A 21,804-nucleotide genomic window follows, 5' to 3' on the forward strand; every position below is an offset into this window, starting at 1 on the left:
GGGACTACCATAGCGAACCGAATTTGTTTCACCCGCGCCGCACGCGGGTGACGGTCATGCGGTCTGCAACACCCCGCGGGCGGCTTCCCGCGCGAGCAGGCGGTCGCGCTGCTCCTCGAACTTGACCACGTCCTTGCCCAGTTTCTCCATGTACGCGGCCAGGGTCTCACGCGCCTGCTCGCCGGCCGGTCCGAAGTCGTTGCGCTCGAAGACATTCCAATTCTTCAGCACCGGCGCGACCACCTCGTCCATGTGCTGGCGCAGATCGTAGATGCCGTGCTTGGCCATCAGCGCGCCGTTGCGGCGGAAGTTGGGCATGCCCGATCCGGGCATGACGAAACCGGTGAGCACCCGGGTGATGGCGTCGATCGCCTGATCCGGCACCAGATCCAGGCCCGCGCCGCAGAGGGTGCGGTAGAAGATCATGTGCAGGTTCTCGTCGGCGGCGATGCGCTGCAGCATGCGGTCGGCGATGGGGTCGTCGCAGACGCGGCCGGTATTGCGGTGGGAGACGCGGGTGGCCAGCTCCTGGAACGTCACATACGCGACATTGTCGAGGAAGCCGCCCCACTCGTCGGGTGACTGCGCGCCGCCGGTCATGTGGATCATGCGGGCCTGTTCCAGGGCCACCGGATCCACACCGCGGGTCACCACGAGGTAGTCGCGCATGACGATGCCGTGGCGGTTCTCCTCGGCGGTCCAGCGGCCGACCCAGGTGCCCCAGGCGCCGTCCTGGGAGAAGTTCTCGGCGATCTCGCGGTGGTAGGAGGGCAGGTTGTCCTCGGTGAGCAGATTGGTGATCATCGAGACCTTGGCGACCTCGGACAGCGTGGACTGCGACGGATCCCAGTCCTCACCACCCATCGCGGCGAAATTGCGGCCCTGGTCCCACGGCACGTAGTCGTGCGGGCGCCAATCCTTGGCCATCGACAGATGCCGGTTCAGGTTCTCTTCGGCAACGGGCTCGAGCTCGCGAAGTATCTGGTATTGCGTCAACTCTCGGGTCACACACGCCTCCTGTGTCTTGCACACCGGGTGGAGCCTGCTGATGACGAACGGCAAACGCGTGCCGACGATGCTACCGGCAACCGCACGATTGTGCCCCGGTCCCCGGTGCCGCGTGCGGCATTCCGGCATCTCGGCGGGATAGGGTTCCGCCATGGGTTATCCGGAGGAGGCACTGGCCCCCGAAGAGGTGCTGCTCCTACATCGCCATCCGCATTGGAAGATGTTGTTCTGGCCCGCTGTGACTTTCATCCTGATCACGGCATTGGCCGGATTCGGCGCCGGGGTGGCGGCGCGCAATACCGACGACGGTCTCCGAACCGGTCTGCTGCTCGGCATTCTCGCGCTGTGGGCGGGGATCGTGCTGTGGCGCAGCGTCGCTCCGCTCATCCGATGGAAATCGACGCATTTCATCGTGACCGATCGCCGGGTGCTGATCCGGCAGGGCGTGCTCACTCACACCGGCATCGACATTCCGATGAACCGGATCTCGAATGTGCAGTTCCGCCATGGGTTGTTCGACCGCATGCTGGGCACCGGCACCCTGATCATCGGGTCGGCGTCGGAGGATCCGCTGGAGTACGACGACATTCCGCACGTGCAGCGGGTGCACAACCTGCTCTACCACCAGGTCTTCGATGTGGTGCAGAAGAATCCGAACGGCGGCGGCTTCTAGGGTTCCGCCGGTGCGTACCCGTAGGCTGATGCCGTGACCGCAGTACTGCTGGCCGAAGACGACGAGGCCATCGCCGCGCCGCTGTCGCGCGCGCTGGGCCGCGAGGGCTATTCGGTGACCGTGGAGAGCTATGGTCCCGCCGTGCTCGAGCGGGCTCTGGAGGGCGGTCACGACCTGCTCATCCTGGATCTCGGGCTACCCGGCATGGACGGGCTCGAGGTGTGCCGTCAGGTGCGGGCCCGCGGTGCGGAGCTGGCGGTGCTCATGCTGACCGCGCGCACCGACGAGGTGGACTTCGTGGTCGGCCTGGACGCGGGCGCCGACGACTATGTGGGCAAGCCGTTCCGGCTCGCCGAACTGCTGGCCCGGGTGCGGGCGCTGTTGCGCCGCAGCGGAATCGGCGACGAGGCGGTGGAGGTCGGCGGTATCCGGCTGGAGCCGGCGGCGCGCCGGGTGCTGGTGAACGGCATCGAGGTGAACCTCGCCAACAAGGAGTACGAGCTGCTGAAGGTGCTCATCGACCGCGCCGGGCAGGTGGTCTCGCGCGAGACCATCCTGCGCGAGGTGTGGGGGGACGCGGATCTGCGCGGCTCCAAGACCCTGGACATGCACATGTCGTGGCTGCGCCGCAAGATCGGTGACGAGGGTCCGGTGGCCGAGCGGCGTATCGTGACCGTGCGCGGCGTAGGCTTCCGGTTCAATACCGATTAGCCGTTCGAAATCTCTGCCGATCGATCTGTTGTGCTGTTCCGTGCGCGTGCGAACCCCGAAGCCCCGGCGAAGCGAGGCATCTCGACGATGAGACGCAGGATCCTGCTGTCCATGGTGGCCGCGCTGACCCTCACCACCCTGGTTCTCGGTGTGCCGCTGGCGTTCACGGCCTGGAAGTGGGTCGAGGACATCAGCCGCAACGAACTGCGCAACCGGCTCAACAGCATCTCCGAAGAGGTGATGCGGCAGGAGCACGACGGCATGGTGTACGGCGAGCTGGACACCAAGGCGGTGCGGCTGCTGATCCCGGCCAACGGCAAGCTGACCATCATCTATCCGACCCAGTCGGAGAACAACAAGAAGATCGACATCGGCGCGGAGACGGTGGTCGACCCGCTGGCCGAGTCCTGGTCGATGGGCATCAACGGCTCGCTCCGCCTCGAGATCCCCTCCGCCCCCATGCATTCCATGCAGCGGCAGGCGCTCGGCGCGGTGCTGGGCCTGGTGCTCATCTCGCTGGGCGCGGGCATCGCGGTGGCGGTGGTGACCGCGCGCCGGGTGGCCGACCCGCTGCGGGACGTGGCGGCCCGCGCGGCCCGGCTGGCCATGGGCGACTTCCGCGCCGACCCGCGCAGGCACGGCATCACCGAACTGGATCGCGTCTCCGACGTGCTGGATTCGGCCACCGTGGAGATCGCGGGCCGGCTGCAACGCGAGCACGCGCTGGTCGCCGACGTCTCGCATCAGCTGCGCAGCCGGCTCACCGCGGTGCGGCTGCGCCTGGACGAACTGTCCGCGCACGCCGATCCGGCCGTGGTGCACGAGGCGGAAGAGGCCATGGCGCAGGTGGATCGGCTCACCGACGCCATCGACGAGCTGGTGCGCGCCTCCCGCGACGAGGGCGCGGCCGAACGTGATCCGCTGCCCGTGGTGGCCGAATTGCGCAGTGTCGTAGCGGAATGGCGGCATCCCTTCGCCGAGGCCGGGCGCAAACTGGTGCTGCTCGGCGACCCGACCCTGAAAGCGCCGGTGACCGGTTCGCGCCTGCGGGAGGCGTTGGCCGTGCTGGTCGACAACGCGCTCATGCACGGCGGCGGCACCTGCACGGTGTCGGTGCGCACGGTGGCGGGCCGCCTGGACGACCGCGAACCGCTGGTGGTGGTGGAGGTCGCCGACGAGGGCGACGGGGTGCGAGACGAGCTGGCGCCACACATCTTCGACCGCGGCTTCTCGGCGGCGGGGTCCACCGGTGTGGGGCTGGCCCTGGCCCGCGCGCTCATCGAGGCCGACGGCGGCCGGCTGGAACTGCAGCGCCGCCGCCCCGCCCTGTTCGCGGTGTTCCTCGGCTCGTCGGGGGTGGCGTCGCGGCCGATCTCGGTGGGCGCCGAGCCGCGCTGATTCTTCTATCGGTTCTCTAACTCTTCGTTATCCGGCCCTGAGAACTCGGTTCCTACGGTGGGTCCGGTCATCAGGAACCGACGAGCGATCGTCGACGAAGAACAGGAGATCCCATGCCCACGTTCACCGTTCGCCGCACTCTGACCGCCGGTGTCATCGGCGCCGCCGCCCTCACCGTGGCGGCGCTGCCCGCGACCGCACACGCGGACACCCCGGATTCGATTGCCGGACTGGCGGATACGGGTAGCTCCGGACCGGCCCTTGCCACCCAGCCGGCGCTGCCCCTGGAGCCGGCGCTGCCCGCCCTGCCGGGTGAGCCGACCGGTCCGGGCACGGTGGTGATCAAGGACCGCGACGGCAATGTCATCGTGCGGCGGCTCCAGCCCGGCGAGCCGATCGGGCCGGACTCGATTCCGGCTGTCCCGCTGGAGCCGGGCGTCACCCTGCCCGGCGGTCCCGTGGTGGCGGTGCCGGACGGTCACTCGCCATCGCACACCATCGTGTTGAATCCGGCTCGCTGAGAAGTTTTCTCAGTCCGCGCCCGTATCGTCTGATGCCGTGACCGGTCCCCGGATTCTGATTGTGGATGACGATGCCAGGGTGCTGACCTCGGTGGCGCGGGGGCTCCGGATGTCGGGTTTCGAGGTCGAGACCGCGGCGGACGGGGCCGCCGCGCTGCGCCACATCGCCACCGACGCCCCGCAGGCCATGCTGCTGGACCTGAACATGCCGAATCTGGACGGCGTCCAGGTGGTGACGGCGTTGCGCGCGCTCGGCAACGACATCCCGATCTGCGTGCTGAGCGCCCGCGCCGAGGTCACCGATCGCATCGACGCCCTGGAGGCGGGTGCGGACGACTACCTGACCAAGCCCTTCGACCTGGGTGAGCTGGTGGCGCGGCTGCGCGCCATGCTGCGCCGGGCCCCCGCGCCCGCCCACGTCTCCGACGACCGCATCACGGTCGGCCCGCTCACGGTGCTGCCGGGCGCGCGCCGGGCCGCGATCGACGGCGCCCCCCTCGAGCTCACCAAACGCGAATTCGATCTGCTCGCCGCGCTGGCCTCGGTCCCCGGGCAGGTCTTCTCCCGGACGCAGCTGCTGGATCGGGTGTGGGGCTACGACTTCGAAACCCAGACCAAGGTGGTCGACGTGTTCGTCTCCTACCTGCGCAGAAAGATCGAGGACACCGGGTGCCCGCGTCTCATCCACACGGTCCGCGGCGTCGGGTTCGTGCTGCGGGCCGAGCCGTGATCCGGACGCCGCGGCCGCGTGGCGGGGTGGCCCTGTCCCTGCGTGCCCGAGTGGCACTGGCCAGCGCCGCGACGGCCGCGGTGGTGGTGGCGGTCATGTCGGTGGTGCTGTTCGCGTTCGCGCCCGCGGAGGCGTCGAACCAGGTGGGCCGGATCGTGAGCGCGATCGCGCTGACCCCCGCCGACACCGTGCACATGCCGGAACCGGGTGTTCCCGCGCAACCGGTTCCGGGCGCTCCGGCGCAACCGCCGACCGCCTTGCCCGCGCTGCCCGCCTCCCCGTCGCCCGGCGTGCTGATCACCCGCATCGATCCGGGCAATCCGGATGCGGAGTTCTCGCGCACCGTCGCTGTGAACGGTGAGCCGGTCGCGCTGACCGTCCCCACCGAGGTCGCCTCGGATTCGGCCACCCGGCAACGGGTCCGGATCGTGCTGATCGGTCTGACCGGGGTGGCGCTGGCCGGCGTGCTCGGCTGGCTGGCGGCGCATCGTGCCGTGGTGCCGTTGCGGCGGCTGACCGCGGCGACGGCCGGGCTGGGGCAGGGGCTCACCCTGGACTCGCCGCGGCATCCGGTGGCCAGTGAGACAACGGAATTGGCGCGAGCCATGAACACCATGCTCGGGCGGATCGCCACCGAGCGCCGCCACACCGACGAGGCGTTGGTCACGGCGCGGGATTTCGCCGCGACCGCCGCGCACGAGCTGCGCACCCCGTTGACGGCCATGCGCACCGATCTTCAGGTGCTGCGGTCGATGCCGCTGTCGGAGACCGAACGCGCCGAGATCCTGGATGACGTGCTGAGCGCGCAGAGCTCGGTCGAGGCCACCCTGCACGCCCTGGAGCGGCTCGCGGTGGGTGATCTCACCACCGAATCCGATTGGGCGGATCTGGATCTGGGGGAGGTGGTCGACCAGGTGGTGGACGACGCCCGGCGGCAGTATCCGGGGGTGACGATCAGCACGGACGGGGTCGAGCCGATTCGCCTGCGCGGCTTGGCGGCGGGCCTGCGCTCGGTGGTCGACAACGCCGTCACCAACGCGGTGCGGCACGGCGGTGCGGATCGGATCGAGATCGCGGCGCACCCGGCGGACGGTCACGCGGTGCTGACCATCGACGACAACGGATGCGGCATTCCCGCCGCGGATCGCGAGCGGGTCTTCGAACGGTTCTATCGGGCGAGCCCGACGCAGGGCAGTGGCCTGGGTCTCGCGCTGGTGGTTCAGCAAGCCCGCTTACACGGCGGAACCGCGACAATCGGGGAAAATCCGGCAGGCGGTGTCCGCCTGACCATCACCCTCAGCTGTGACCCAGCTGTTCCTCGTTCTCGTTGACGAGGTCCTCGAATTCGTCCTGGAGTTCCTGCATTTCGTCCGGAAAGACCCACTTCTTCATGGACCAGAATCGGAATGCCATTTGCAGCAGGTTGCCGACGATGAAGGCGCTGAAGAAGTCCGCGATGTTCTCGACGGTGAAACTCACATTGGGCTGGCGGAGGTCGAACACGTAGCTCGAGACCCACAGCGGTAGCGCGGCAAGGCCGACGCCGATACCGCTGACCAGGAAGAACAACAGCGCTTCGTGGTGCTTCTCGCGACCACCGCGCTTGTCGAACGTCCATTCCCGGTTGAGGATGTAGGACACGATGACCGCGACGATGCCCGACATGATGCGGGCCACCGTGGGCTTGGTGTCCATGATCGTCCATTTCAGGACGTAGAAGATTCCTAGGTCGATGACGAACGTGGTCGCACCGACAATCGCGAACTTCAGGAGTTCGTAATGGCGGTCCGCGAGGGCCCGCAGCGGCGCGGGCAGGCGATTGACCACTTCATCGACAAATGACACGGGCCGAGTCTACGTCTCTCGGCTGGGCTGTGTCGGGCCGGTACAAATCGGGGCAGCGGCCTTTCGGGAGACTCGCCGATACCTGTCATGCGACCCACGGGCGAGCCGCCGGTGGGTGTCATGACAACATAGTGCAGCGTGAGCGCCCGTTCCTTCGATACCTCCGCGATGCCCACCGTCACCATGATCGGCGGCGGCCAGCTCGCGCGCATGACCCACCAGGCGGCCATCGCGCTGGGCCAGCGGCTGCGCGTGCTCGCCGAACGACCCGACGACCCGGCCGCGCAGGTCACCCCGGACCTGGTGCTCGGCAGCCACCACGATCTGGCCGCGCTGCGCAAGGCCGCGATGGGTTCGCACGCGCTGACCTTCGACCACGAGCACGTGCCCACCGAGCACCTCGAGGCGCTGATCGCCGAGGGCGTCAATGTGCAGCCGCGGCCGCAGGCGCTGATCTTCGCGCAGGACAAGCTGCGCATGCGCCGCAGGCTGGCCGAGCTGGACGTGCCGATCCCGGCCTACACCGAGGTGAACTCGGTCGCCGACGCCGTCGCCTTCGCCGACGAGCACGGCTGGCCCTTCGTGCTGAAGGCGGTGCGCGGCGGCTACGACGGCCGCGGCGTCTGGATGCCCGCCGACGCCGCCGAGGCCACCCCGATCATCGAGGACCAGCTGGCGCACGGGGTCTCGCTGATGGCCGAGGCCAAGGTGGATCTGAAGCGTGAACTGTCGGCCATGGTGGCGCGGTCCCCGTTCGGCCAGGCCGCGGCCTGGCCGGTCGTCGAGACCGTGCAGCGCAACGGCCAGTGCGCGGTCGTGATCGCGCCCGCCCAGAACCTGTCGTCGGCGAAGGCCACCGAGGCCGAGGCGCTGGCCCTGCGGCTGGCCGCCGAGCTGGGCGTCACCGGCGCGATGGCGGTGGAGCTGTTCGAGACCCACGCCGGCGAACTGCTCGTCAACGAGCTGGCCATGCGCCCGCACAACTCCGGCCACTGGGGCATGGACGGCGCCTGCACCGGGCAGTTCGAGCAGCACGTGCGCGCGGTGCTCGACTACCCGCTGGGCAGCACCAAGCCGCTGGCCCCGGTCACCGTGATGGCCAACATCCTGGGCGCGCCCGAAGCCCCCGAGATGTCGATGGACGAACGCCTGCACCATCTTTCGGCCCGTCTCCCCGAGGCCAAGGTGCACCTCTACGGCAAGGGCGAACGCCCCGACCGCAAGATCGGCCACATCAATGTCCTCGGCGACGACGCCGCCGAGACCCGGGAGAAAGCCGAGCGCGCGGCGCACTGGATGTCGCACGCGATCTGGACCGACGGATGGGATCCGCACCATGACTGACACCGCCCAGGTTGGCCTCATCATGGGGTCGGACTCCGACTGGCCCACCATGGAAGCCGCCGCGGAAGCGCTGGCCGAGTTCGGGATCCGCTTCGAGGTGGGCGTGGTCTCCGCGCACCGCACCCCGCAGCGCATGCTCGACTACGCCAAGACCGCCGCGGACCGCGGCATCAAGGTGATCATCGCGGGCGCGGGCGGCGCGGCGCACCTGCCGGGCATGGTCGCCTCGGCCACGCCGCTGCCGGTGATCGGCGTCCCGGTGCCGCTGAAGTACCTCGACGGCATGGACTCGCTGCTGTCGATCGTGCAGATGCCGGCCGGTGTGCCGGTCGCCACCGTCTCCATCGGCGGCGCTCGTAACGCGGGCCTGCTGGCGGCGCGCATCCTGGCCACCGCGAACCCCGAATTGCGTTCGCGCATGGAACGATTCCAGGCCAACCTGGAAACCCTCGTCCTGGAGAAGGACGAGGCGCTGCGGACCAAACTGCTGGGCTGAGCCACCGGGCTCCCGCGCCGGGCTACCGTTGGCGGATGCCCAACGACCAGCCCGCGCGGCCGCGCGCCGACGCGGATTCGACCGAACGCCGATTGACGGTGGTGGACCAGGCGCTGCGGTTGTTCGCCGAGAAGGGTTACGAGGCAACGACGGTCGACGAGATCGCGGAGGCCGCGGGGATCTCGCGGCGCACCTTCTTCCGGCAGTTCCGGTCCAAGGAAGATGTGGTCTTCGCCGATCACGAGTCGCAGCTGACGCAGGCGCGGGCCTTCCTGGAGGCCGCGCGCGGGGATGCCTGGGATGCCGTGTGTGAGGCCGTGGTCGAGGTGTTCGAGCGGTTCACGCAGTGGCGTGACCTCGCGGCCCGCCGCTACCGGGTGGTGCGGCAGGTGCCGACCCTGCGCGAGCGCGAGATCGTGACGGTGTTCCGCTACGAGCGGTTGTTCACCGATTACCTGCGCCGGAAGCTGCCGGGCATTTCGGATCTGGCGCTGGTGCAGTTCACCGCCGCGGTGACGGCGACCCACAACTATCTGCTGCGGCGCATGGTGCGCGGCGAGTCCGCGGCCAGTCCGGAGGATCTGCGGTCGGCGCTGGCGGCGATTCCGCGCGGGGGAGCGGGCCGCGAGGCGGCGGTGGGTTCGGATCAGATGGTGGTGGCGGTGTTCCCCCGTGATCTGGCGCCTCGGCAGGTCGCGGACCTGCTGGCCCGGCGTCTCGATACGCTGTGAAGTGACCGCAGTGCGGGGTTTGACACTGCGTGCCACAACTGTGTGAGGAAGTACCCGCACGTATTCGCGATATCGCGGCGTATAGTTGGCTGCAAATGGCACTGAGTGCCGCATTAGTTGGCGACGACCAGGAGACAACCCCATGGCGGGCAACCCCGATTTCAACCTGTTCCAGCTCGAGGACTTCCACCACGAGCTGCGCGAGGCCATCCGCGGCCTGTGTGAGAAGGAGATCGCCCCCTACGCGAAGGACGTGGACGGCAACGCCCGCTTCCCCGAGGAGGCGCTGACCGCCCTCAACGCCGCCGGCTTCAACGCCGTGCACGTGCCCGAGGCCTACGGCGGCCAGGGCGCCGACTCGGTCGCCACCTGCATCGTGATCGAGGAAGTGGCCCGCGTCTGCGGTTCCTCCTCGCTGATCCCGGCCGTCAACAAGCTCGGCACCATGGGCCTGATCCTGAACGGTTCCGAGGAGCTCAAGACCAAGGTGCTCGCCGACATCGTCGCGGGCAAGATGGCCTCTTACGCGCTGTCCGAGCGTGAGGCCGGCTCCGACGCCGCCTCGATGCGCACCCGTGCCCGTCAGGACGGCGACGGCTGGATCATCAACGGCTCCAAGTGCTGGATCACCAACGGCGGCAAGTCCGACTGGTACACCGTCATGGCCGTGACCGACGCCGACAAGGGCGCCAACGGCATCTCCTCGTTCATGGTCCACAAGGACGACGAGGGCTTCGTGGTCGGCCCGCTGGAGCACAAGCTGGGCATCAAGGGTTCCCCGACCGCCGAGCTGTACTTCGAGAACTGCAAGGTTCCGGGCGACCGCATCGTCGGCGAGCCGGGCACCGGTTTCAAGACCGCACTGCAGACCCTGGACCACACCCGCCCGACCATCGGCGCGCAGGCCGTCGGTCTGGCGCAGGGCGCGCTGGACGCCGCGATCGCCTACACCAAGGATCGCAAGCAGTTCGGCAAGGCCATCGCCGACTTCCAGAACACCCAGTTCATGCTGGCCGACATGGCCATGAAGGTCGAGGCCGCCCGCCTGATGGTCTACACCTCGGCCGCCCGCGCCGAGCGTGGCGAGAAGAACCTGGGCTTCATCTCCGCGGCCGCCAAGTGCTTCGCCTCGGATGTGGCCATGGAGGTCACCACCAACGCCGTCCAGCTCTTCGGTGGCGCCGGCTACACCACCGACTTCCCGGTGGAGCGCATGATGCGCGACGCCAAGATCACCCAGATCTACGAGGGCACCAACCAGATCCAGCGTCTGGTCATGTCCCGCCAGATCCTGCGCTGATTCCGTTCCGGACGGCGTGACGAACACCCGGAGGCGGCACCGACTTTCGTTCGGGCCGCCTCCGGTCGCTTCGGTCCAGGGTTGGGCTGGACCGAAGTTCGCCTCTACTGGGCGGAGAGGCTGCTCAGCAGATTGCTGATGATGCTGCCCAGCGGCGTCAGCGTCGAGCTGCCGGTGCTGGTCTGCGGCAGGCAGGTGGTGCCCTGCGGCGCGGTCTGCACGACGGTGACCGACACCGGCCCGAGCGCGGTGGCCGCGACGTGCGCCTCGGTGATGTAGAGGCTCCAGGTACCGGTGGCGGTCCCCGAGGCCGGGATCGACTGCGACGGCGTCCACTGGAAGGTCAGGTCCTGCCCGGAGACCGAGGCCTGCGCGGCCGACCACCAGGTGACATTGGTGCTGGTGTTGGTGGCCTGCAGCACGAAGTTGTTGTCCCCGTACTGGCTCGCCATGGTGGCGGCGTCGGCCGCGGGCAGCGTGACGGTGTAGGTGGTGTCGGCGCAATAGGCCGTCGAGGTGGTGATGGCGATCTGGGCCGAGGCGGCGGGGGCCATCGCGATGGTGACGGCGGCGACGGCCGCGGCCCCCGCGATTCCGGCGCCCGATCGAGCGAGAACCGACTTCTTCATAAGGACTGTGTCTCCCGAGTTGTCGAAAACCCCTGTGTCGAGGGGGCTCCGGGACACTAACCCGCCTGGTGAAATGTAAATACTTCACACAGCATGGAATCTGCTGTGAATCGCTGCTCGAAGAGACCGATTCGATGGCCTATTCGCCTGTCGCGGTCGACGCCCGGGTTTGCTGTAGCTTCTGCGTGGTTCGCGATGGCGAACCGAAATTTGCTCGAACGCAGGAGCGGGCAGCGCCTCCTCGATCCCTGTGATCGGGGGCCTGCTCAGCAGCCTGCTGCATTAGGCAATCCACCGGGGCGGACCCGAGGTCGACTCGGCCCGCCCCGACGGGTTCGCCGGGCGCGGCGAACCCACCGGTTGCCCGGATGACGCGCGGGTCCGTGGCGCGTCGAAAACTCTTCAGTAGCTGGAGAATTGCTCTGGGAAACGGTTCGCCCTCGATGTGCGGCAGGGGGATTCGCCAGGACTTTTCTTTCCCGCTTCCTCAGGTGAACCACGGGTTCGAGGGCTGTTCGGGCCGGGATGCCGGGGGCACTATGGAGCCATGTCCGGAGTCGAAATCAACGACACCTTCGTGCGGCGGACACTGGCCGACGGGCGGGTGGAAGAGGTCGCGTGGACGGAACTGGCGGAAGTGCGCATCATCACCGCGGCGGACGGGCCGTTCGCCGGGGACGTGTTCTTCGTGCTCATCGGGGCGACCGGTAAGGGGTGCGTGGTGCCCTACTCGGCCGCCGACACCGTGTTCCTGACGAAGTTGCAGTCGTTGCCGGGGTTCGACGACGCGAAGGTGGGGGAGGCGATGGTGGGCAGCGCCGACCGGCATTTCCGGGTCTGGCAGCGCCGGCACCACCGCGCCAACTAGCGAATCAGGCCACCAGGTCGGCGTATTCGGGGTGCTCGCCGATGTACTTCTCCACATACCAGCAGGTGGGGATGATCGAGAAGCCCTCGGTGCGGGCGTCCCGCAACGCGTACTCCACCACCTGCGCGGCCACGCCGCGGCCCCGGAACTCGGGAAAGGTCATGGTGTGCTGGATATCGCGGACCTTGACGTCGCCGTCGACCTGCTCCGCGTAGTCGGCGTAGCCCGCGAGAGTGCCGTCGAGGTAGATCTCGTAGCGGGTCGCGTCGGCATTGTGTTCCAGCTTGGTGCTCATGACCTGTGTGAACTCCTCTGTGATGCCGATTGTTCCTGAGGGGGTTCACATCACCGCACCCGGATTGAGTATCCCGTCCGGATCCAGCGCATCCTTGATCCGGCGAGTGAGCCCCATCACATCGGGGCCGAGCTGGTCGGGCAGCCACGGCTTCTTCAGACGGCCGACACCGTGTTCGCCGGTGATGGTGCCGCCCAGGGCGATGGCCAGCTCCATGATCTCGCCGAATGCCAGATGCGCCCGTTCGGATTCTTCCGGGTCCGCCGGGTCGTGCACGATCAGCGGGTGGGTGTTGCCGTCACCCGCGTGCGCGATGACGGAGATCAAAACCTGGCGGTTTGCCGCGATCTCCGCGATCCCGTTCACCAGGTCTCCCAGCCGGGGCAGCGGCACCCCGACATCCTCGAGCAGCAGCGGCCCCTTGCGCTCCACGGCGGGAATGGCGAATCGCCGTGCCGCGCAGAAGGCTTCGCCCTCCTCCTGATCGTCGGTGCGGAAAGCCTCTGTGGCCCCGGCCTTCTCGCACGCCGCCAGCATGAGGTCGGCCTCGTGCCCGGCGTGCTCGCCCGGGGCGTCGGAGCGCGCCACCAGCAGCCCGGCCGCCTGCCGGTCGAGCCCCATCCGCAGCTTGTCCTCGACGGCGTTGATAGCCACCGAATCCATGAATTCCAGCATGGAGGGCCGCAATTGGCCGGTGATGGCCAGGATGGCGTCGGTGGCGGCGGTGAGCGTCGGAAAGCTCGCCACCACCGTGGACTGCGGCGGTTGCGCGGGCAGCAGCCGCAGGGTCAGTTCGGTGATGATGCCCAGCGTCCCCTCGCTGCCCACGAACAGTTTGGTCAGCGACAGGCCCGCGGAGTCCTTGAGCCGCGGCCCGCCCAGCCGCACCGCGGTCCCGTCGGCCAGCACCACCTCCATGCCGAGCACGTAATCGGTTGTGACCCCGTACTTCACACAGCACAGCCCGCCCGCGTTGGTGGCCGCGTTGCCGCCGATCGAGCAGATCTCGAAGGAGGAGGGGTCCGGCGGATACCAGAGCCCTTTCTCGGCGACGGCCCGCTTCACTTCGGCATTGAGCAGCCCCGGCTGCACCACCGCGGTGCGTGTCACGGTGTCGACGCTGATCTCACGCATCTTCTCGGTGCTCAGCAGCAGCGCCCCGTGCTGGGCGGTGGCCCCGCCGGAGAGCCCGGTGCCGGCCCCGCGCGGCACGATCGGCACCCGATGTTCGGCCGCCCACCGCACGGTGACCGCGACCTGCGCCGTGGTGAGCGGCCGCACCAGGGCGAGCGCGGTCCCGGCGTCCGGGTCCAGCGCCCGGTCCTGCCGATAACCGCCCAGCACATCCGGATCGGTCACCACCATGCCCGTGGGCAGGAGAGCCCGGAGACCGTCGATATCGGAGATTTGGCCCGTCACGGTTCCGAACCTACGCGGTCGGGCGGGCACCGGGGCGGAACCGGACAATCCCGCGCAGTACACTGCCGCGGTGTCCGATGCCAAGCTCGAAATCCAAATGCTGCACGACCGCGTCATGGTCAAACTCAGCCCCGAGGCGGGCGAGCGGCGCAGCAGTGGCGGCATCCTCATTCCCGCCACCGCCCAGGTCGCCAAGCGCCTGTCCTGGGGTGAGGTGTGCGGCGTCGGTTCGCACGTGCGCGCGGTGAGCGTGGGCGATCAGGTGCTGTTCAGCGCCGATGACCAGTTCGAGGTGGAGATCCAGGCGCAGGCGTATTACGTACTGCGCGAACGTGATCTGCACGCCGTCGCCAACACCCACCCCGAACACGGCACCGGCCTGTACCTGTAGCTCAGGCCGTCTTCACGATGCCGCCGTCGATGACGTAATCCGCGCCGTTGATGATCGCGGCCCGCTCCGAGGTCAGGAAGGTCACGAGCGCGGCGATCTCGTCGGCCTCGGCGATCCGGCCCGACGCGATGGCGAACTGTGCCGGGACAGCCGCCAGGAAGTCCTCCTGCGTCACGCCGTTCGCCGCGGCGAGCCGGGCCCCGAGATGGTCGGGCCCACGCCAGATGTCGGTGCCGACCGGGCCCGGTGACACGGTGTTCACACGCACGCCCCGCGGGCCGAACTCCTCGCTGAGCCGCTTGCCGAAATTGGTGAGTGCTGCCTTGGCCTCGCTGTAGCCGGCAGGACCGGATGCCGGCATCCGCGCGTTGATCGAGGACACGGTGACGATCGCGCCCCGGCGCTCGATCAGGCTGGGCAGCGCCGCGCGGGTGGTGGTGACCACGCCGAACAGGTTGAGGTCGAACAGTTTTCGCCACTGCTCGTCCGGGATGTCGAGGAAGCCGCCCAGGGCCAGTTTGTCGGCGTCGCCGCCGCCGACATTGTTGACCAGGATGTCGAGGCCGCCGAGCTCCTCCAGCGCCCCCGTGACCGCGGCGAGTGCGCCTTCAGTGGTGCTGAGATCGGCGGAAACGGTTGCCGTCGCGACCTTTTCGAGCTCGGGGGAGATGGTGCGAGCCACACCCACCACGCGCACGCCTTCGTCGGCCAGCGCTTCGGCCACCGCGAGTCCGATGCCCCGGCTGGCGCCGGTGACGAGTGCGGTCTTTCCGTTCAGTCCGAGATCCATGATCCGTACCTTTCTTGAACTCTGGGTCAAAAACTGGGGTAAAAGAAAAGGCCGCAGGGTGCGGCCCGGGAACTAGAGGGTGGACAGGGCGGTGTCGATGATCCGGTACAGCGTCTGCGCGTCCGAGACCTTCGTGGTGATGCGGAGTCCGCCAACGGTATTCATCAGGAACTCGCTGTACGCGCGGGCGTCGATCTCGGCTCGCACGTCGCCGTCGCGTTGCCCCTGCTCGATGCGCGCGGTGAACGCCTCGATCATGTGCTCGACCGCGACACCCACCGCGGTGGTCGCCTCGGGGTCGTGCCCGCCCAGCTCCATGGCGGTATTGGCCACCAGGCAGCCCCGCCGCACCGGCCGTCCCAGGTCGCTGTCCACGACCCGTCGCATCCAGGCCCGCAGCCGTTCCTTGGTGGTGCCGGGCTGGTTCAGCACCTCGGTGGCCAGCTCTGTACCCATTCGGTCGTAGCGGGCCACGCACAGGTCGAACAGTTCCCGCTTGCTCCCGAAGGCGTTGTAGAGACTGCCTTTCGCGACTCCCGTAGCGTTGGCGAGCTGTGCGGGTGAGGTGTTGGCGTACCCATGGGTCCAGAACGTGTCCATGGCGCGGTCCACTACCGTGTCCGCGTCGAAGCCGCGTGGTCTGCCCATGTGATCGAACCTAGCCGTTTTGAACCTGGAGGTCAATAACTATGGGACGCAAGCTGCTCGTCCGGGCCGCGCTCATCTTGGCCGGGCTGGTGCTGATCTCGACCGGTCTGTACGTGCTCATGAACTCCCGCACCTACCAGGTGGCGGGTCGCCTGGTCTCCCGTGTCGACACCGCCGAGAAGGTCGTGGCCCTCACCCTCGACGACGGCCCCACCGAACGCACCCCGGCGATCCTGCGGGCCCTGGCCGACGCGGGCATCCCCGCCACCTTCTATCTCATCGGCAGCGAACTGGCCGCCCATCCGGACGAGGGCCGCGCCATCGCCGACTCCGGCCACGAGATCGGGAACCACACCTACCACCACGAACGCATGATCTTCGTGACCCCCGGCTTCGTCCGCGACGAGGTCGAGCGCACCGACGCCGAGATCGCGAAAACCGGCTACCGCGGCCCGATCACCTTCCGCCCGCCCAACGGCAAGAAGCTGATCGCCCTCCCGTGGTACCTGTCCGAGCACAACCGCACCACCGTCACCTGGGACGTGGAACCGGACTCCGGCAAGACCCCCACCACCGACGAGATCGTCACCGAAACCCTCGCGAACGTCCGCCCCGGCTCGATCATCCTGCTGCACACCATGTATCCCGCCGGCGATCCCTCCCTCGGCGCCATCCCCCGCATCGCCAAGGCCCTTCAAGACCAGGGCTACCGCTTCGTCACCGTCTCCCAGCTGATCGACAAGCCCTGAAACGCCAACGGCCCGCATCTCTTCCGGGATGCGGGCCGTCGCTGTCGAGTCGCGGTTACAGCGCCTTGAGTTCCTCGGTGACCGCACCGACGGACTTCTTGGCGTCGCCGAACAGCATGGAGGTGTGGTCGGCGTAGAACAGCGGGTTGTCGATGCCGGCGAAGCCGGAGTTCATCGAGCGCTTGAGCACGATGACCGACTTGGCCTGGTCGACGTTCAGGACCGGCATGCCGTAGATCGGGGACGAGGCGTCCTCGCGGGCGGCCGGGTTGGTGACGTCGTTGGCGCCGATGACCAGGGCGACATCGGTGCGGGCGAACTCGCCGTTGATGTCGTCCATTTCCTTCATGGCGTCGTAGGAGACCTCGGCCTCGGCCAGCAGCACGTTCATGTGGCCGGGCATACGACCGGCGACCGGGTGGATGGCGTACTTGACCTCGACGCCCTTGGCCTCGAGCAGGGCCGCCATCTCCTTGACCGCGTGCTGGGCCTGGGCGACGGCCATGCCGTAGCCCGGGACCACGATGACCTGGTTGGCGTAGGCCATCTGGATCGCGGCGTCGGCGGCGGAAGTGGCCTTGGCCTGCTTCTGCTCGCCGCTGCCGCCCGCGCCCGGAGCCGTTCCGCCGCCACCGAATCCACCGGCGACGATCGCGGGGATGGACCGGTTCATGGCCTTGGCCATCAGGTTGGTCAGGATGGTGCCGGACGCGCCGACGATCATGCCCGCCACGATCATGGCGGTGTTGTTCAGCGCCAGACCCGCGGCCGCGGCCGACAGACCGGTGAGGGCGTTGAGCAGCGAGATGACGACCGGCATGTCCGCGCCGCCGATGGGCAGCACGACCATCAGGCCGAGGATGCCGGCGAGCACCAGCACCAGGATCATCCAGTACTGCGGCACACCGTCATTGGTGGCGCCGATGCCGATGACCACGGCCGCGGCGATCGCGCCGGCGAGCAGCAGCAGGTTCAGCGGCTGCTGCAGGCGGCCGACGGTGATCGGGCGCCCGGACAGCAGTTCCTGCAGCTTCGCGAACGCGATGCAGGAGCCCCAGAACGAGACCGAGCCGATGATGGCCGCGAACAGCGAGGCGATCACGATGTGCACCGACGGCTGCTCGTGCACCTGGGAGAAGCCCTTGGTGTCGAGGAATTCCGCCCACGCGATGAGCGCGACCGTGCCACCGCCGACGCCGTTGAACGCGGCGACCAGCTGCGGCATGGCGGTCATCTTGGTGAACTTGGCGGGCGGCACGCCCAGGCCGATGCCGACCACCAGACCGGCGACGATCAGGATCCAGTTGTTGGTGTGCCGGATGGAGATGAGCGTCGCGACGACCGCGATGCCCATACCGACCGCGGCGATCCAGTTGCCGCGCACCGCGGTCTTGGGGCCGGTGAGGCCCATCAGACCGTAGATGAACAGCGCGAACGCGGCGATGTAGAGAACGTTGACCAGATTGTCCATGGGGTTACTCGCCCGCCTTCTCTTGCGCAGCAGGCTTCTTCGCCTTGAACATGCCCAGCATGCGGTCGGTCACGACGAAACCGCCGATGACGTTCAGGGTTCCGAACACGACGGCGACGAACAGGATGATCTGCATCAGGACCGAGGGGTGCTCGATCTTGCCGAAGACCACCAGCGCGCCGAGCACCACGATGCCGTGAATGGCGTTGGTGCCCGACATCAGCGGGGTGTGCAGGGTGTTGGGCACCTTGGAGATCACGGCGAAACCGACGAACCCGGACAGCACCAGGATCGCGATGTTCGCCAACAATTCGGTGTACATCAGGCTTCCACCTTCTGAGTGCTCTGCTCGCTGCGCTCGCGCGTGACGCAGGAGTCCGCCAGCACCTGATCCTCGAAGTCGGGTGCCAGCGCACCGTCTTTGAGCATGAGTTCGAGCAGGGCGGCAATGTTCTTGGAGTACAGCTCGCTGGCGTGCTCCGGCATGGTGGCCGGCAGGTTCAGCGGCGAGGCGATGGTGACGCCGTGGCGCACAATGGTTTTGCCGGGTTCGGTCAACTCGCAGTTACCGCCGGTCTCGCCGGCCAGGTCGATGATCACGCTGCCGGGCTTCATGCCCTCGACGGCGGCGGCGGTGACCAGGCGCGGGGCCGGGCGGCCGGGCACCAGCGCGGTGGTGATGACCACGTCGAAGCCCTTGATGGCGTTCTCGAGGGCCTGCTGCTGCTGAGCCTTCTCGTCGTCGGTGAGCTCGCGGGCGTACCCGCCCTCACCGGCGGCGTCGATGCCGAGGTCGAGCCACTGGGCGCCGACCGAGCGCACCTGGTCGGCGACCTCGGGGCGAACGTCGTAACCGGTGGTGCGGCCGCCGAGGCGCTTGGCGGTGGCCAGGGCCTGCAGACCGGCGACACCGACACCGAGAACCAGCACGGTCGCCGGCTTCACGGTGCCCGCGGCGGTGGTCAGCATGGGGAAGAATCGGGTGGATTCCGACGCGGCGAGCAGCACGGCCTTGTAGCCGGCGACATTCGCCTGGGAGGACAGCGCGTCCATGACCTGGGCGCGGGAGATGCGCGGAATCGCTTCCACGGCAAAGGCCTGCACGCCCGCGGCCTTCAGCGCGCCGATCTTGGTGTCGGCGTTGCGGGGCGCGAGGAACCCGATGAGGGTCTGGCCCGGCGCGAGCTTGCCGATCTCGCCGTCATTGGGCGGCGCGACCTTCACGACGACGTCGGCGCTGTACGGATCGCCCAGCGTCGCACCGGCTTCGGTGTACGCCTCGTCCGGAATCAACGCGCCCAGACCGGCACCGGCCTCGACGATCACCTCGACACCCTGCTTCAGCAGGGCCGGAATGATCTTCGGCACCAATGCGACGCGTCGTTCGTCCGGGTTCGTCTCGCGAACCACTCCGACGCGCGCACCGCGGGGCGCAGCGGTCTGTGCGCTCTGCGTTGTGTCCACTTGTCAAACTTCCTTCTCGTGGTGAGTCCAGGCCACCTGTCGGTTCCAAGCCGTGTCACCGGTTGAACGGTGGTCCGAACTTACTGTGCAGTAAGTTCGTGAGAATTCTCGCAACTGTACCTGGTTCGCGGTGAGCGTAGCGGAGATGCCCATCACATGGTGTGGCGAGAAAACCGGACAACTCCGTGCTCGGCCGGGGTTCTCCCGGCGTCGAACACGATCGAATCCCTGATGCTACTGGTCAGTAGCTCTGGGTCCGGTTGTGCCCGTATCGGGGTCGAGTAGGGGGTGTCGCGCATCACCTGTACGCCGTAATGTCTGCATGGTGAGTGGCTGCATCTTCTGCCGGATCGTCGCGGGCGACGCACCCGCGACCAAGATCTTCGAGGACGACCATCTGGTGGCCTTCCTCGACGTCCGGCCGATCACCCGGGGGCACACCCTGGTGATCCCCAAGCGGCACGCGACCGATCTCGACGAGCTCGACCCGGAGATGGGCGCCCGCCTGTTCGGCTTCGGCCACCGCCTGGCCAAGTCCATGCGCCGGGCGGGCCTCACGGCCGACGGCGCGAACCTGCTCATCAATGACGGCAAGGCCGCCTTCCAGACCGTTCATCACGTGCACCTGCACGTGATTCCCCGCCATCACGGCGACACCCTGCGCTTCGCGAAGGGCTTCGTGCTGCGCCGCCCGCACGACACCGAGCGCACCGCCGCGGCACTGCGAGCCGGATTGGACCGGCTCGCCGACGAGGAGAGGGAGACCACCGCATGACCGACACGGTGCCGGACCGCGCCGAGATCACCGCCCTTTTATCCGACCAGTGGGACGCCCTCACCCGGCTGGTGGACGGGCTGGACGAAAACGTGTGGCGCACGCCATCGCCGCTGCCGGGCTGGACGGTCTTCGACGTGATCGCCCATGTCATCGGCATCGAATCGATGCTGCTGGGTGAGCCGACCCCCGACGCCGAGGTGTCGGGCGACCACATCCGCAACGACATCGGCGCGCTCAACGAGAAGTGGATCGAATCCCTGCGCCCGCTCGCCGGGACGCAACTTCTGGAGCGTTTCCTCGACGTCACCGGCCGCCGCCTGAAGGCCCTCGAACAGACCACCCCCGAAACGTGGGCCGAGCTCGTGCCGACCCCGGTGGGTATGGCCCCCTACGGCCGGTTCATGCGTATCCGCCTGTTCGACTGCTGGATGCACGAGCACGACATCGCCGATGCGCTCGGCGTCTCCGTCGATGAGGGCGGTGCGCGCGGCGCCCGGGCCTACGCCGAACTGCTGACCGCTCTCGGCCGGGCCGCGGTCAAGGGCGCGGGCGCGCCGGACGGTTCGCGCATCACCTTCGAGCTGACCGGTCCGGTGCCGCAGACCCTGCACGTGGCGGTCGACGGCGGCCGGGCGAACCTGGTCGAGGCGCTCGACGGTCCGGCCACCACGGTCGTCACCCTGGACTCGCGCCTGTTCGCCCGGCTGCGCGGCGGCCGCACGACCGCCGACGCGCACGCCGGGGAGATCGCTCTCGCCGGTGACACGGATCTCGGCAACCGCCTGGTCCGCAGCCTCGCCTTCACCATCTGACCCGTGCGACTGTTCCTGTCCAGCTACCGCTTCGGCGCGCACCAGCGGCGGTTGCTCGAACTGGCGGGTGCGCCCGGCCCGGTGGCCGTCATCGCCAATGCCTGTGACGCCTGGCCCTCGGCCTGGCAGAGCGCGGTCACCAGCGATCTGGTTCCGCTGCGCCGCTTGGGTTTCCAGCCCGAGGTCCTGGACCTGCGCGACTACCTCGGCCGCCCGGACGAGGTGGAGCGACGGCTGCGCGAGTTCCCGGCGGTGTGGGTGCGCGGTGGCAATACCTTCGTGCTGCGCGCCCAATTCGCCCGCAGCGGAGCCGATCTCGCCCTGAGGAAACTGCTCGCCGAGGATGCCCTGGTGTACGCGGGTTACAGCGCGGGAGCCTGCGTGATGACCCCCGACTTCCACGGCATCGAGGCCATCGACGATCCGGACGAGGTCCGCGCCGCCTGCGGTGTCGAGCCGCGCTGGGACGGTCTCGGCCTGGTCGACCGCCGCATCGTCCCGCATCTGGATTCCCCGACCGACCCGCAGGGCCTGTCCCGGAAACTGGTGCGCGACTACGTCTCCGCCGGGATTCCCCACTGGGCGCTCACCGACGACCACGTGGTCGTCGTCGACGGTGAGAGCACCACGGTCCTGACCTAGTGCCGTGTCCGGGAAGGTTGATGCTGGAACCGTTGTCCGGGGTGGCGGGTTGATCCTCGGCCGGTGAGCGGTGATGCTGCCGGTGGAGGTG

25 protein-coding genes and 1 pseudogene are annotated in these 21,804 nt (G+C 68.4%); 16 read left to right on the top strand and 10 right to left on the bottom strand.

The features are described from left to right. Positions 1-54: 54 nt before the first annotated feature. The gene (locus ACFYTS_RS24750) at positions 55-1,008 is read right to left on the bottom strand and encodes an acyl-ACP desaturase (protein WP_387307466.1); all 954 of its coding nucleotides are present in this window, start codon (positions 1,006-1,008) and stop codon (positions 55-57) included. 151 nt (positions 1,009-1,159) lie between these two features. Between ACFYTS_RS24750 and ACFYTS_RS24755 the strand changes: the two genes are divergently transcribed. The 6 genes from ACFYTS_RS24755 (at position 1,160) to ACFYTS_RS24780 (ending at position 6,372) form a co-directional block, all read left to right on the top strand. Then, entirely contained in the window at positions 1,160-1,681 is a 522-nt protein-coding gene (locus tag ACFYTS_RS24755; RefSeq protein ID WP_357097655.1) for a PH domain-containing protein, read from the top strand. A gap of 33 nt (positions 1,682-1,714) precedes the next feature. After that, positions 1,715-2,392: a response regulator transcription factor gene (locus tag ACFYTS_RS24760; RefSeq protein WP_040805082.1), complete on the top strand. Its 678-nt coding sequence runs from the start codon at positions 1,715-1,717 to the stop codon at positions 2,390-2,392. Between the two features lie 87 nt (positions 2,393-2,479). Continuing rightward, positions 2,480-3,790: a HAMP domain-containing sensor histidine kinase gene (locus tag ACFYTS_RS24765; RefSeq protein ID WP_357282143.1), complete on the top strand. Its 1,311-nt coding sequence runs from the start codon at positions 2,480-2,482 to the stop codon at positions 3,788-3,790. Between the two features lie 113 nt (positions 3,791-3,903). Then, entirely contained in the window at positions 3,904-4,311 is a 408-nt protein-coding gene (locus ACFYTS_RS24770; RefSeq protein ID WP_387307469.1) for a hypothetical protein, read from the top strand. Positions 4,312-4,348: 37 nt separating this feature from the next. Continuing rightward, positions 4,349-5,041, top strand: a complete 693-nt coding sequence (locus ACFYTS_RS24775; protein ID WP_387307471.1) for a response regulator transcription factor — start codon at positions 4,349-4,351, stop codon at positions 5,039-5,041. A gap of 614 nt (positions 5,042-5,655) precedes the next feature. Next, complete coding sequence (locus tag ACFYTS_RS24780) at positions 5,656-6,372, top strand: sensor histidine kinase (RefSeq protein WP_387307502.1); 717 nt, start codon at positions 5,656-5,658, stop codon at positions 6,370-6,372. Here ACFYTS_RS24780 and ACFYTS_RS24785 read toward each other — a convergent pair. Further along, a pseudogene (locus ACFYTS_RS24785) lies at positions 6,353-6,886 on the bottom strand (GtrA family protein); the annotation flags it as partial. The gene ACFYTS_RS24780 and the pseudogene ACFYTS_RS24785 overlap by 20 nt on opposite strands. 138 nt (positions 6,887-7,024) lie before the next feature. On the opposite strand from ACFYTS_RS24785, the gene ACFYTS_RS24790 reads away from it, so the two are divergent. From ACFYTS_RS24790 to ACFYTS_RS24805, 4 genes are all read left to right on the top strand, one after another. Next, positions 7,025-8,230, top strand: a complete 1,206-nt coding sequence (locus ACFYTS_RS24790) for a 5-(carboxyamino)imidazole ribonucleotide synthase (protein WP_387307473.1) — start codon at positions 7,025-7,027, stop codon at positions 8,228-8,230. Further along, positions 8,223-8,726, top strand: a complete 504-nt coding sequence (gene purE / locus ACFYTS_RS24795) for a 5-(carboxyamino)imidazole ribonucleotide mutase (RefSeq protein ID WP_357097664.1) — start codon at positions 8,223-8,225, stop codon at positions 8,724-8,726. The genes ACFYTS_RS24790 and purE overlap by 8 nt, the downstream gene beginning before the upstream one ends. Before the next feature lie 35 nt (positions 8,727-8,761). After that, positions 8,762-9,457, top strand: coding sequence for a TetR family transcriptional regulator (locus tag ACFYTS_RS24800; protein ID WP_387307475.1), 696 nt, complete (start codon positions 8,762-8,764; stop codon positions 9,455-9,457). Between the two features lie 142 nt (positions 9,458-9,599). Continuing rightward, positions 9,600-10,757 (top strand): acyl-CoA dehydrogenase, encoded by a 1,158-nt coding sequence (locus tag ACFYTS_RS24805; RefSeq protein WP_357097668.1) that lies wholly within the window; start codon positions 9,600-9,602, stop codon positions 10,755-10,757. A gap of 104 nt (positions 10,758-10,861) precedes the next feature. Here ACFYTS_RS24805 and ACFYTS_RS24810 read toward each other — a convergent pair whose 3' ends face one another. Next, positions 10,862-11,386: a hypothetical protein gene (locus ACFYTS_RS24810; RefSeq protein WP_357282133.1), complete on the bottom strand. Its 525-nt coding sequence runs from the start codon at positions 11,384-11,386 to the stop codon at positions 10,862-10,864. A gap of 547 nt (positions 11,387-11,933) precedes the next feature. Here ACFYTS_RS24810 and ACFYTS_RS24815 point away from each other — a divergent pair. After that, the gene (locus ACFYTS_RS24815; protein ID WP_357097672.1) at positions 11,934-12,254 is read left to right on the top strand and encodes a hypothetical protein; all 321 of its coding nucleotides are present in this window, start codon (positions 11,934-11,936) and stop codon (positions 12,252-12,254) included. A gap of 4 nt (positions 12,255-12,258) precedes the next feature. On the opposite strand, the gene ACFYTS_RS24820 is transcribed toward ACFYTS_RS24815, so the two are convergent. Next, a complete protein-coding gene (locus ACFYTS_RS24820; RefSeq protein WP_357282132.1) occupies positions 12,259-12,549 on the bottom strand; it encodes a GNAT family N-acetyltransferase in 291 nt (96 codons plus the stop codon). 45 nt (positions 12,550-12,594) lie between these two features. Next, complete coding sequence (locus tag ACFYTS_RS24825; protein ID WP_387307504.1) at positions 12,595-13,914, bottom strand: FAD-binding oxidoreductase; 1,320 nt, start codon at positions 13,912-13,914, stop codon at positions 12,595-12,597. A 124-nt stretch (positions 13,915-14,038) separates the two neighbouring features. Between ACFYTS_RS24825 and ACFYTS_RS24830 the strand changes: the two genes are divergently transcribed. Next, positions 14,039-14,359: a co-chaperone GroES gene (locus ACFYTS_RS24830; RefSeq protein ID WP_033085091.1), complete on the top strand. Its 321-nt coding sequence runs from the start codon at positions 14,039-14,041 to the stop codon at positions 14,357-14,359. Position 14,360: 1 nt separating this feature from the next. Here the strand turns inward: ACFYTS_RS24830 and ACFYTS_RS24835 are convergent, their stop codons facing one another. Both ACFYTS_RS24835 and ACFYTS_RS24840 read right to left on the bottom strand, forming a co-directional pair. Continuing rightward, positions 14,361-15,149: an oxidoreductase gene (locus tag ACFYTS_RS24835; protein ID WP_357282130.1), complete on the bottom strand. Its 789-nt coding sequence runs from the start codon at positions 15,147-15,149 to the stop codon at positions 14,361-14,363. A gap of 72 nt (positions 15,150-15,221) precedes the next feature. Continuing rightward, a complete protein-coding gene (locus ACFYTS_RS24840; RefSeq protein ID WP_387307480.1) occupies positions 15,222-15,797 on the bottom strand; it encodes a TetR/AcrR family transcriptional regulator in 576 nt (191 codons plus the stop codon). A 41-nt stretch (positions 15,798-15,838) separates the two neighbouring features. Between ACFYTS_RS24840 and ACFYTS_RS24845 the strand changes: the two genes are divergently transcribed. Then, positions 15,839-16,546 carry a polysaccharide deacetylase family protein gene (locus tag ACFYTS_RS24845; protein WP_387307482.1) on the top strand — a complete coding sequence of 236 codons (708 nt, stop codon included), beginning with the start codon at positions 15,839-15,841 and terminating at the stop codon, positions 16,544-16,546. Between the two features lie 55 nt (positions 16,547-16,601). On the opposite strand, the gene ACFYTS_RS24850 is transcribed toward ACFYTS_RS24845, so the two are convergent. Genes ACFYTS_RS24850 through ACFYTS_RS24860 form a run of 3 tightly spaced genes read right to left on the bottom strand, consistent with a single transcriptional unit; the run spans position 16,602 to position 19,481 of the window. Next, positions 16,602-18,017, bottom strand: a complete 1,416-nt coding sequence (locus tag ACFYTS_RS24850; RefSeq protein ID WP_357282125.1) for an NAD(P)(+) transhydrogenase (Re/Si-specific) subunit beta — start codon at positions 18,015-18,017, stop codon at positions 16,602-16,604. A gap of 4 nt (positions 18,018-18,021) precedes the next feature. Next, a complete protein-coding gene (locus ACFYTS_RS24855; RefSeq protein WP_357097688.1) occupies positions 18,022-18,339 on the bottom strand; it encodes an NAD(P) transhydrogenase subunit alpha in 318 nt (105 codons plus the stop codon). Beyond that, positions 18,339-19,481, bottom strand: coding sequence for a Re/Si-specific NAD(P)(+) transhydrogenase subunit alpha (locus ACFYTS_RS24860; protein WP_387307485.1), 1,143 nt, complete (start codon positions 19,479-19,481; stop codon positions 18,339-18,341). The genes ACFYTS_RS24855 and ACFYTS_RS24860 overlap by 1 nt, the downstream gene beginning before the upstream one ends. A gap of 325 nt (positions 19,482-19,806) precedes the next feature. Here ACFYTS_RS24860 and ACFYTS_RS24865 point away from each other — a divergent pair, with 325 nt between their 5' ends. From ACFYTS_RS24865 to ACFYTS_RS24875, 3 genes are read left to right on the top strand one after another with little or no spacing between them, the layout of a single operon-like run. Then, positions 19,807-20,256: an HIT family protein gene (locus ACFYTS_RS24865; protein WP_357282123.1), complete on the top strand. Its 450-nt coding sequence runs from the start codon at positions 19,807-19,809 to the stop codon at positions 20,254-20,256. Continuing rightward, positions 20,253-21,071, top strand: coding sequence for a maleylpyruvate isomerase family mycothiol-dependent enzyme (locus ACFYTS_RS24870; protein WP_387307487.1), 819 nt, complete (start codon positions 20,253-20,255; stop codon positions 21,069-21,071). The genes ACFYTS_RS24865 and ACFYTS_RS24870 overlap by 4 nt, the downstream gene beginning before the upstream one ends. 3 nt (positions 21,072-21,074) lie before the next feature. Next, on the top strand, positions 21,075-21,713 hold the full coding sequence (locus ACFYTS_RS24875) for a Type 1 glutamine amidotransferase-like domain-containing protein (RefSeq protein WP_387307489.1): 639 nt from the start codon (positions 21,075-21,077) through the stop codon (positions 21,711-21,713). Positions 21,714-21,804 lie beyond the last annotated feature (91 nt).

It is taken from the genome of Nocardia sp. NPDC004151 (assembly GCF_042874235.1).
GTDB lineage: Bacteria > Actinomycetota > Actinomycetes > Mycobacteriales > Mycobacteriaceae > Nocardia.

Coding starts and splice junctions, on each gene's coding strand:
- ACFYTS_RS24825 (WP_387307504.1), bottom strand. CDS start 13,914: ATGGTGGTGACCGATCCGGATGTGCTGGGCGGTTATCGGCAGGACCGG.
- ACFYTS_RS24780 (WP_387307502.1), top strand. CDS start 5,656: ATGCTCGGGCGGATCGCCACCGAGCGCCGCCACACCGACGAGGCGTTG.
- ACFYTS_RS24845 (WP_387307482.1), top strand. CDS start 15,839: ATGGGACGCAAGCTGCTCGTCCGGGCCGCGCTCATCTTGGCCGGGCTG.
- ACFYTS_RS24755 (WP_357097655.1), top strand. CDS start 1,160: ATGGGTTATCCGGAGGAGGCACTGGCCCCCGAAGAGGTGCTGCTCCTA.
- ACFYTS_RS24810 (WP_357282133.1), bottom strand. CDS start 11,386: ATGAAGAAGTCGGTTCTCGCTCGATCGGGCGCCGGAATCGCGGGGGCC.
- ACFYTS_RS24850 (WP_357282125.1), bottom strand. CDS start 18,017: ATGGACAATCTGGTCAACGTTCTCTACATCGCCGCGTTCGCGCTGTTC.
- ACFYTS_RS24855 (WP_357097688.1), bottom strand. CDS start 18,339: ATGTACACCGAATTGTTGGCGAACATCGCGATCCTGGTGCTGTCCGGG.
- ACFYTS_RS24820 (WP_357282132.1), bottom strand. CDS start 12,549: ATGAGCACCAAGCTGGAACACAATGCCGACGCGACCCGCTACGAGATC.
- ACFYTS_RS24765 (WP_357282143.1), top strand. CDS start 2,480: ATGAGACGCAGGATCCTGCTGTCCATGGTGGCCGCGCTGACCCTCACC.
- ACFYTS_RS24840 (WP_387307480.1), bottom strand. CDS start 15,797: ATGGGCAGACCACGCGGCTTCGACGCGGACACGGTAGTGGACCGCGCC.
- ACFYTS_RS24815 (WP_357097672.1), top strand. CDS start 11,934: ATGTCCGGAGTCGAAATCAACGACACCTTCGTGCGGCGGACACTGGCC.
- ACFYTS_RS24770 (WP_387307469.1), top strand. CDS start 3,904: ATGCCCACGTTCACCGTTCGCCGCACTCTGACCGCCGGTGTCATCGGC.
- ACFYTS_RS24805 (WP_357097668.1), top strand. CDS start 9,600: ATGGCGGGCAACCCCGATTTCAACCTGTTCCAGCTCGAGGACTTCCAC.
- purE (WP_357097664.1), top strand. CDS start 8,223: ATGACTGACACCGCCCAGGTTGGCCTCATCATGGGGTCGGACTCCGAC.
- ACFYTS_RS24800 (WP_387307475.1), top strand. CDS start 8,762: ATGCCCAACGACCAGCCCGCGCGGCCGCGCGCCGACGCGGATTCGACC.
- ACFYTS_RS24870 (WP_387307487.1), top strand. CDS start 20,253: ATGACCGACACGGTGCCGGACCGCGCCGAGATCACCGCCCTTTTATCC.
- ACFYTS_RS24835 (WP_357282130.1), bottom strand. CDS start 15,149: ATGGATCTCGGACTGAACGGAAAGACCGCACTCGTCACCGGCGCCAGC.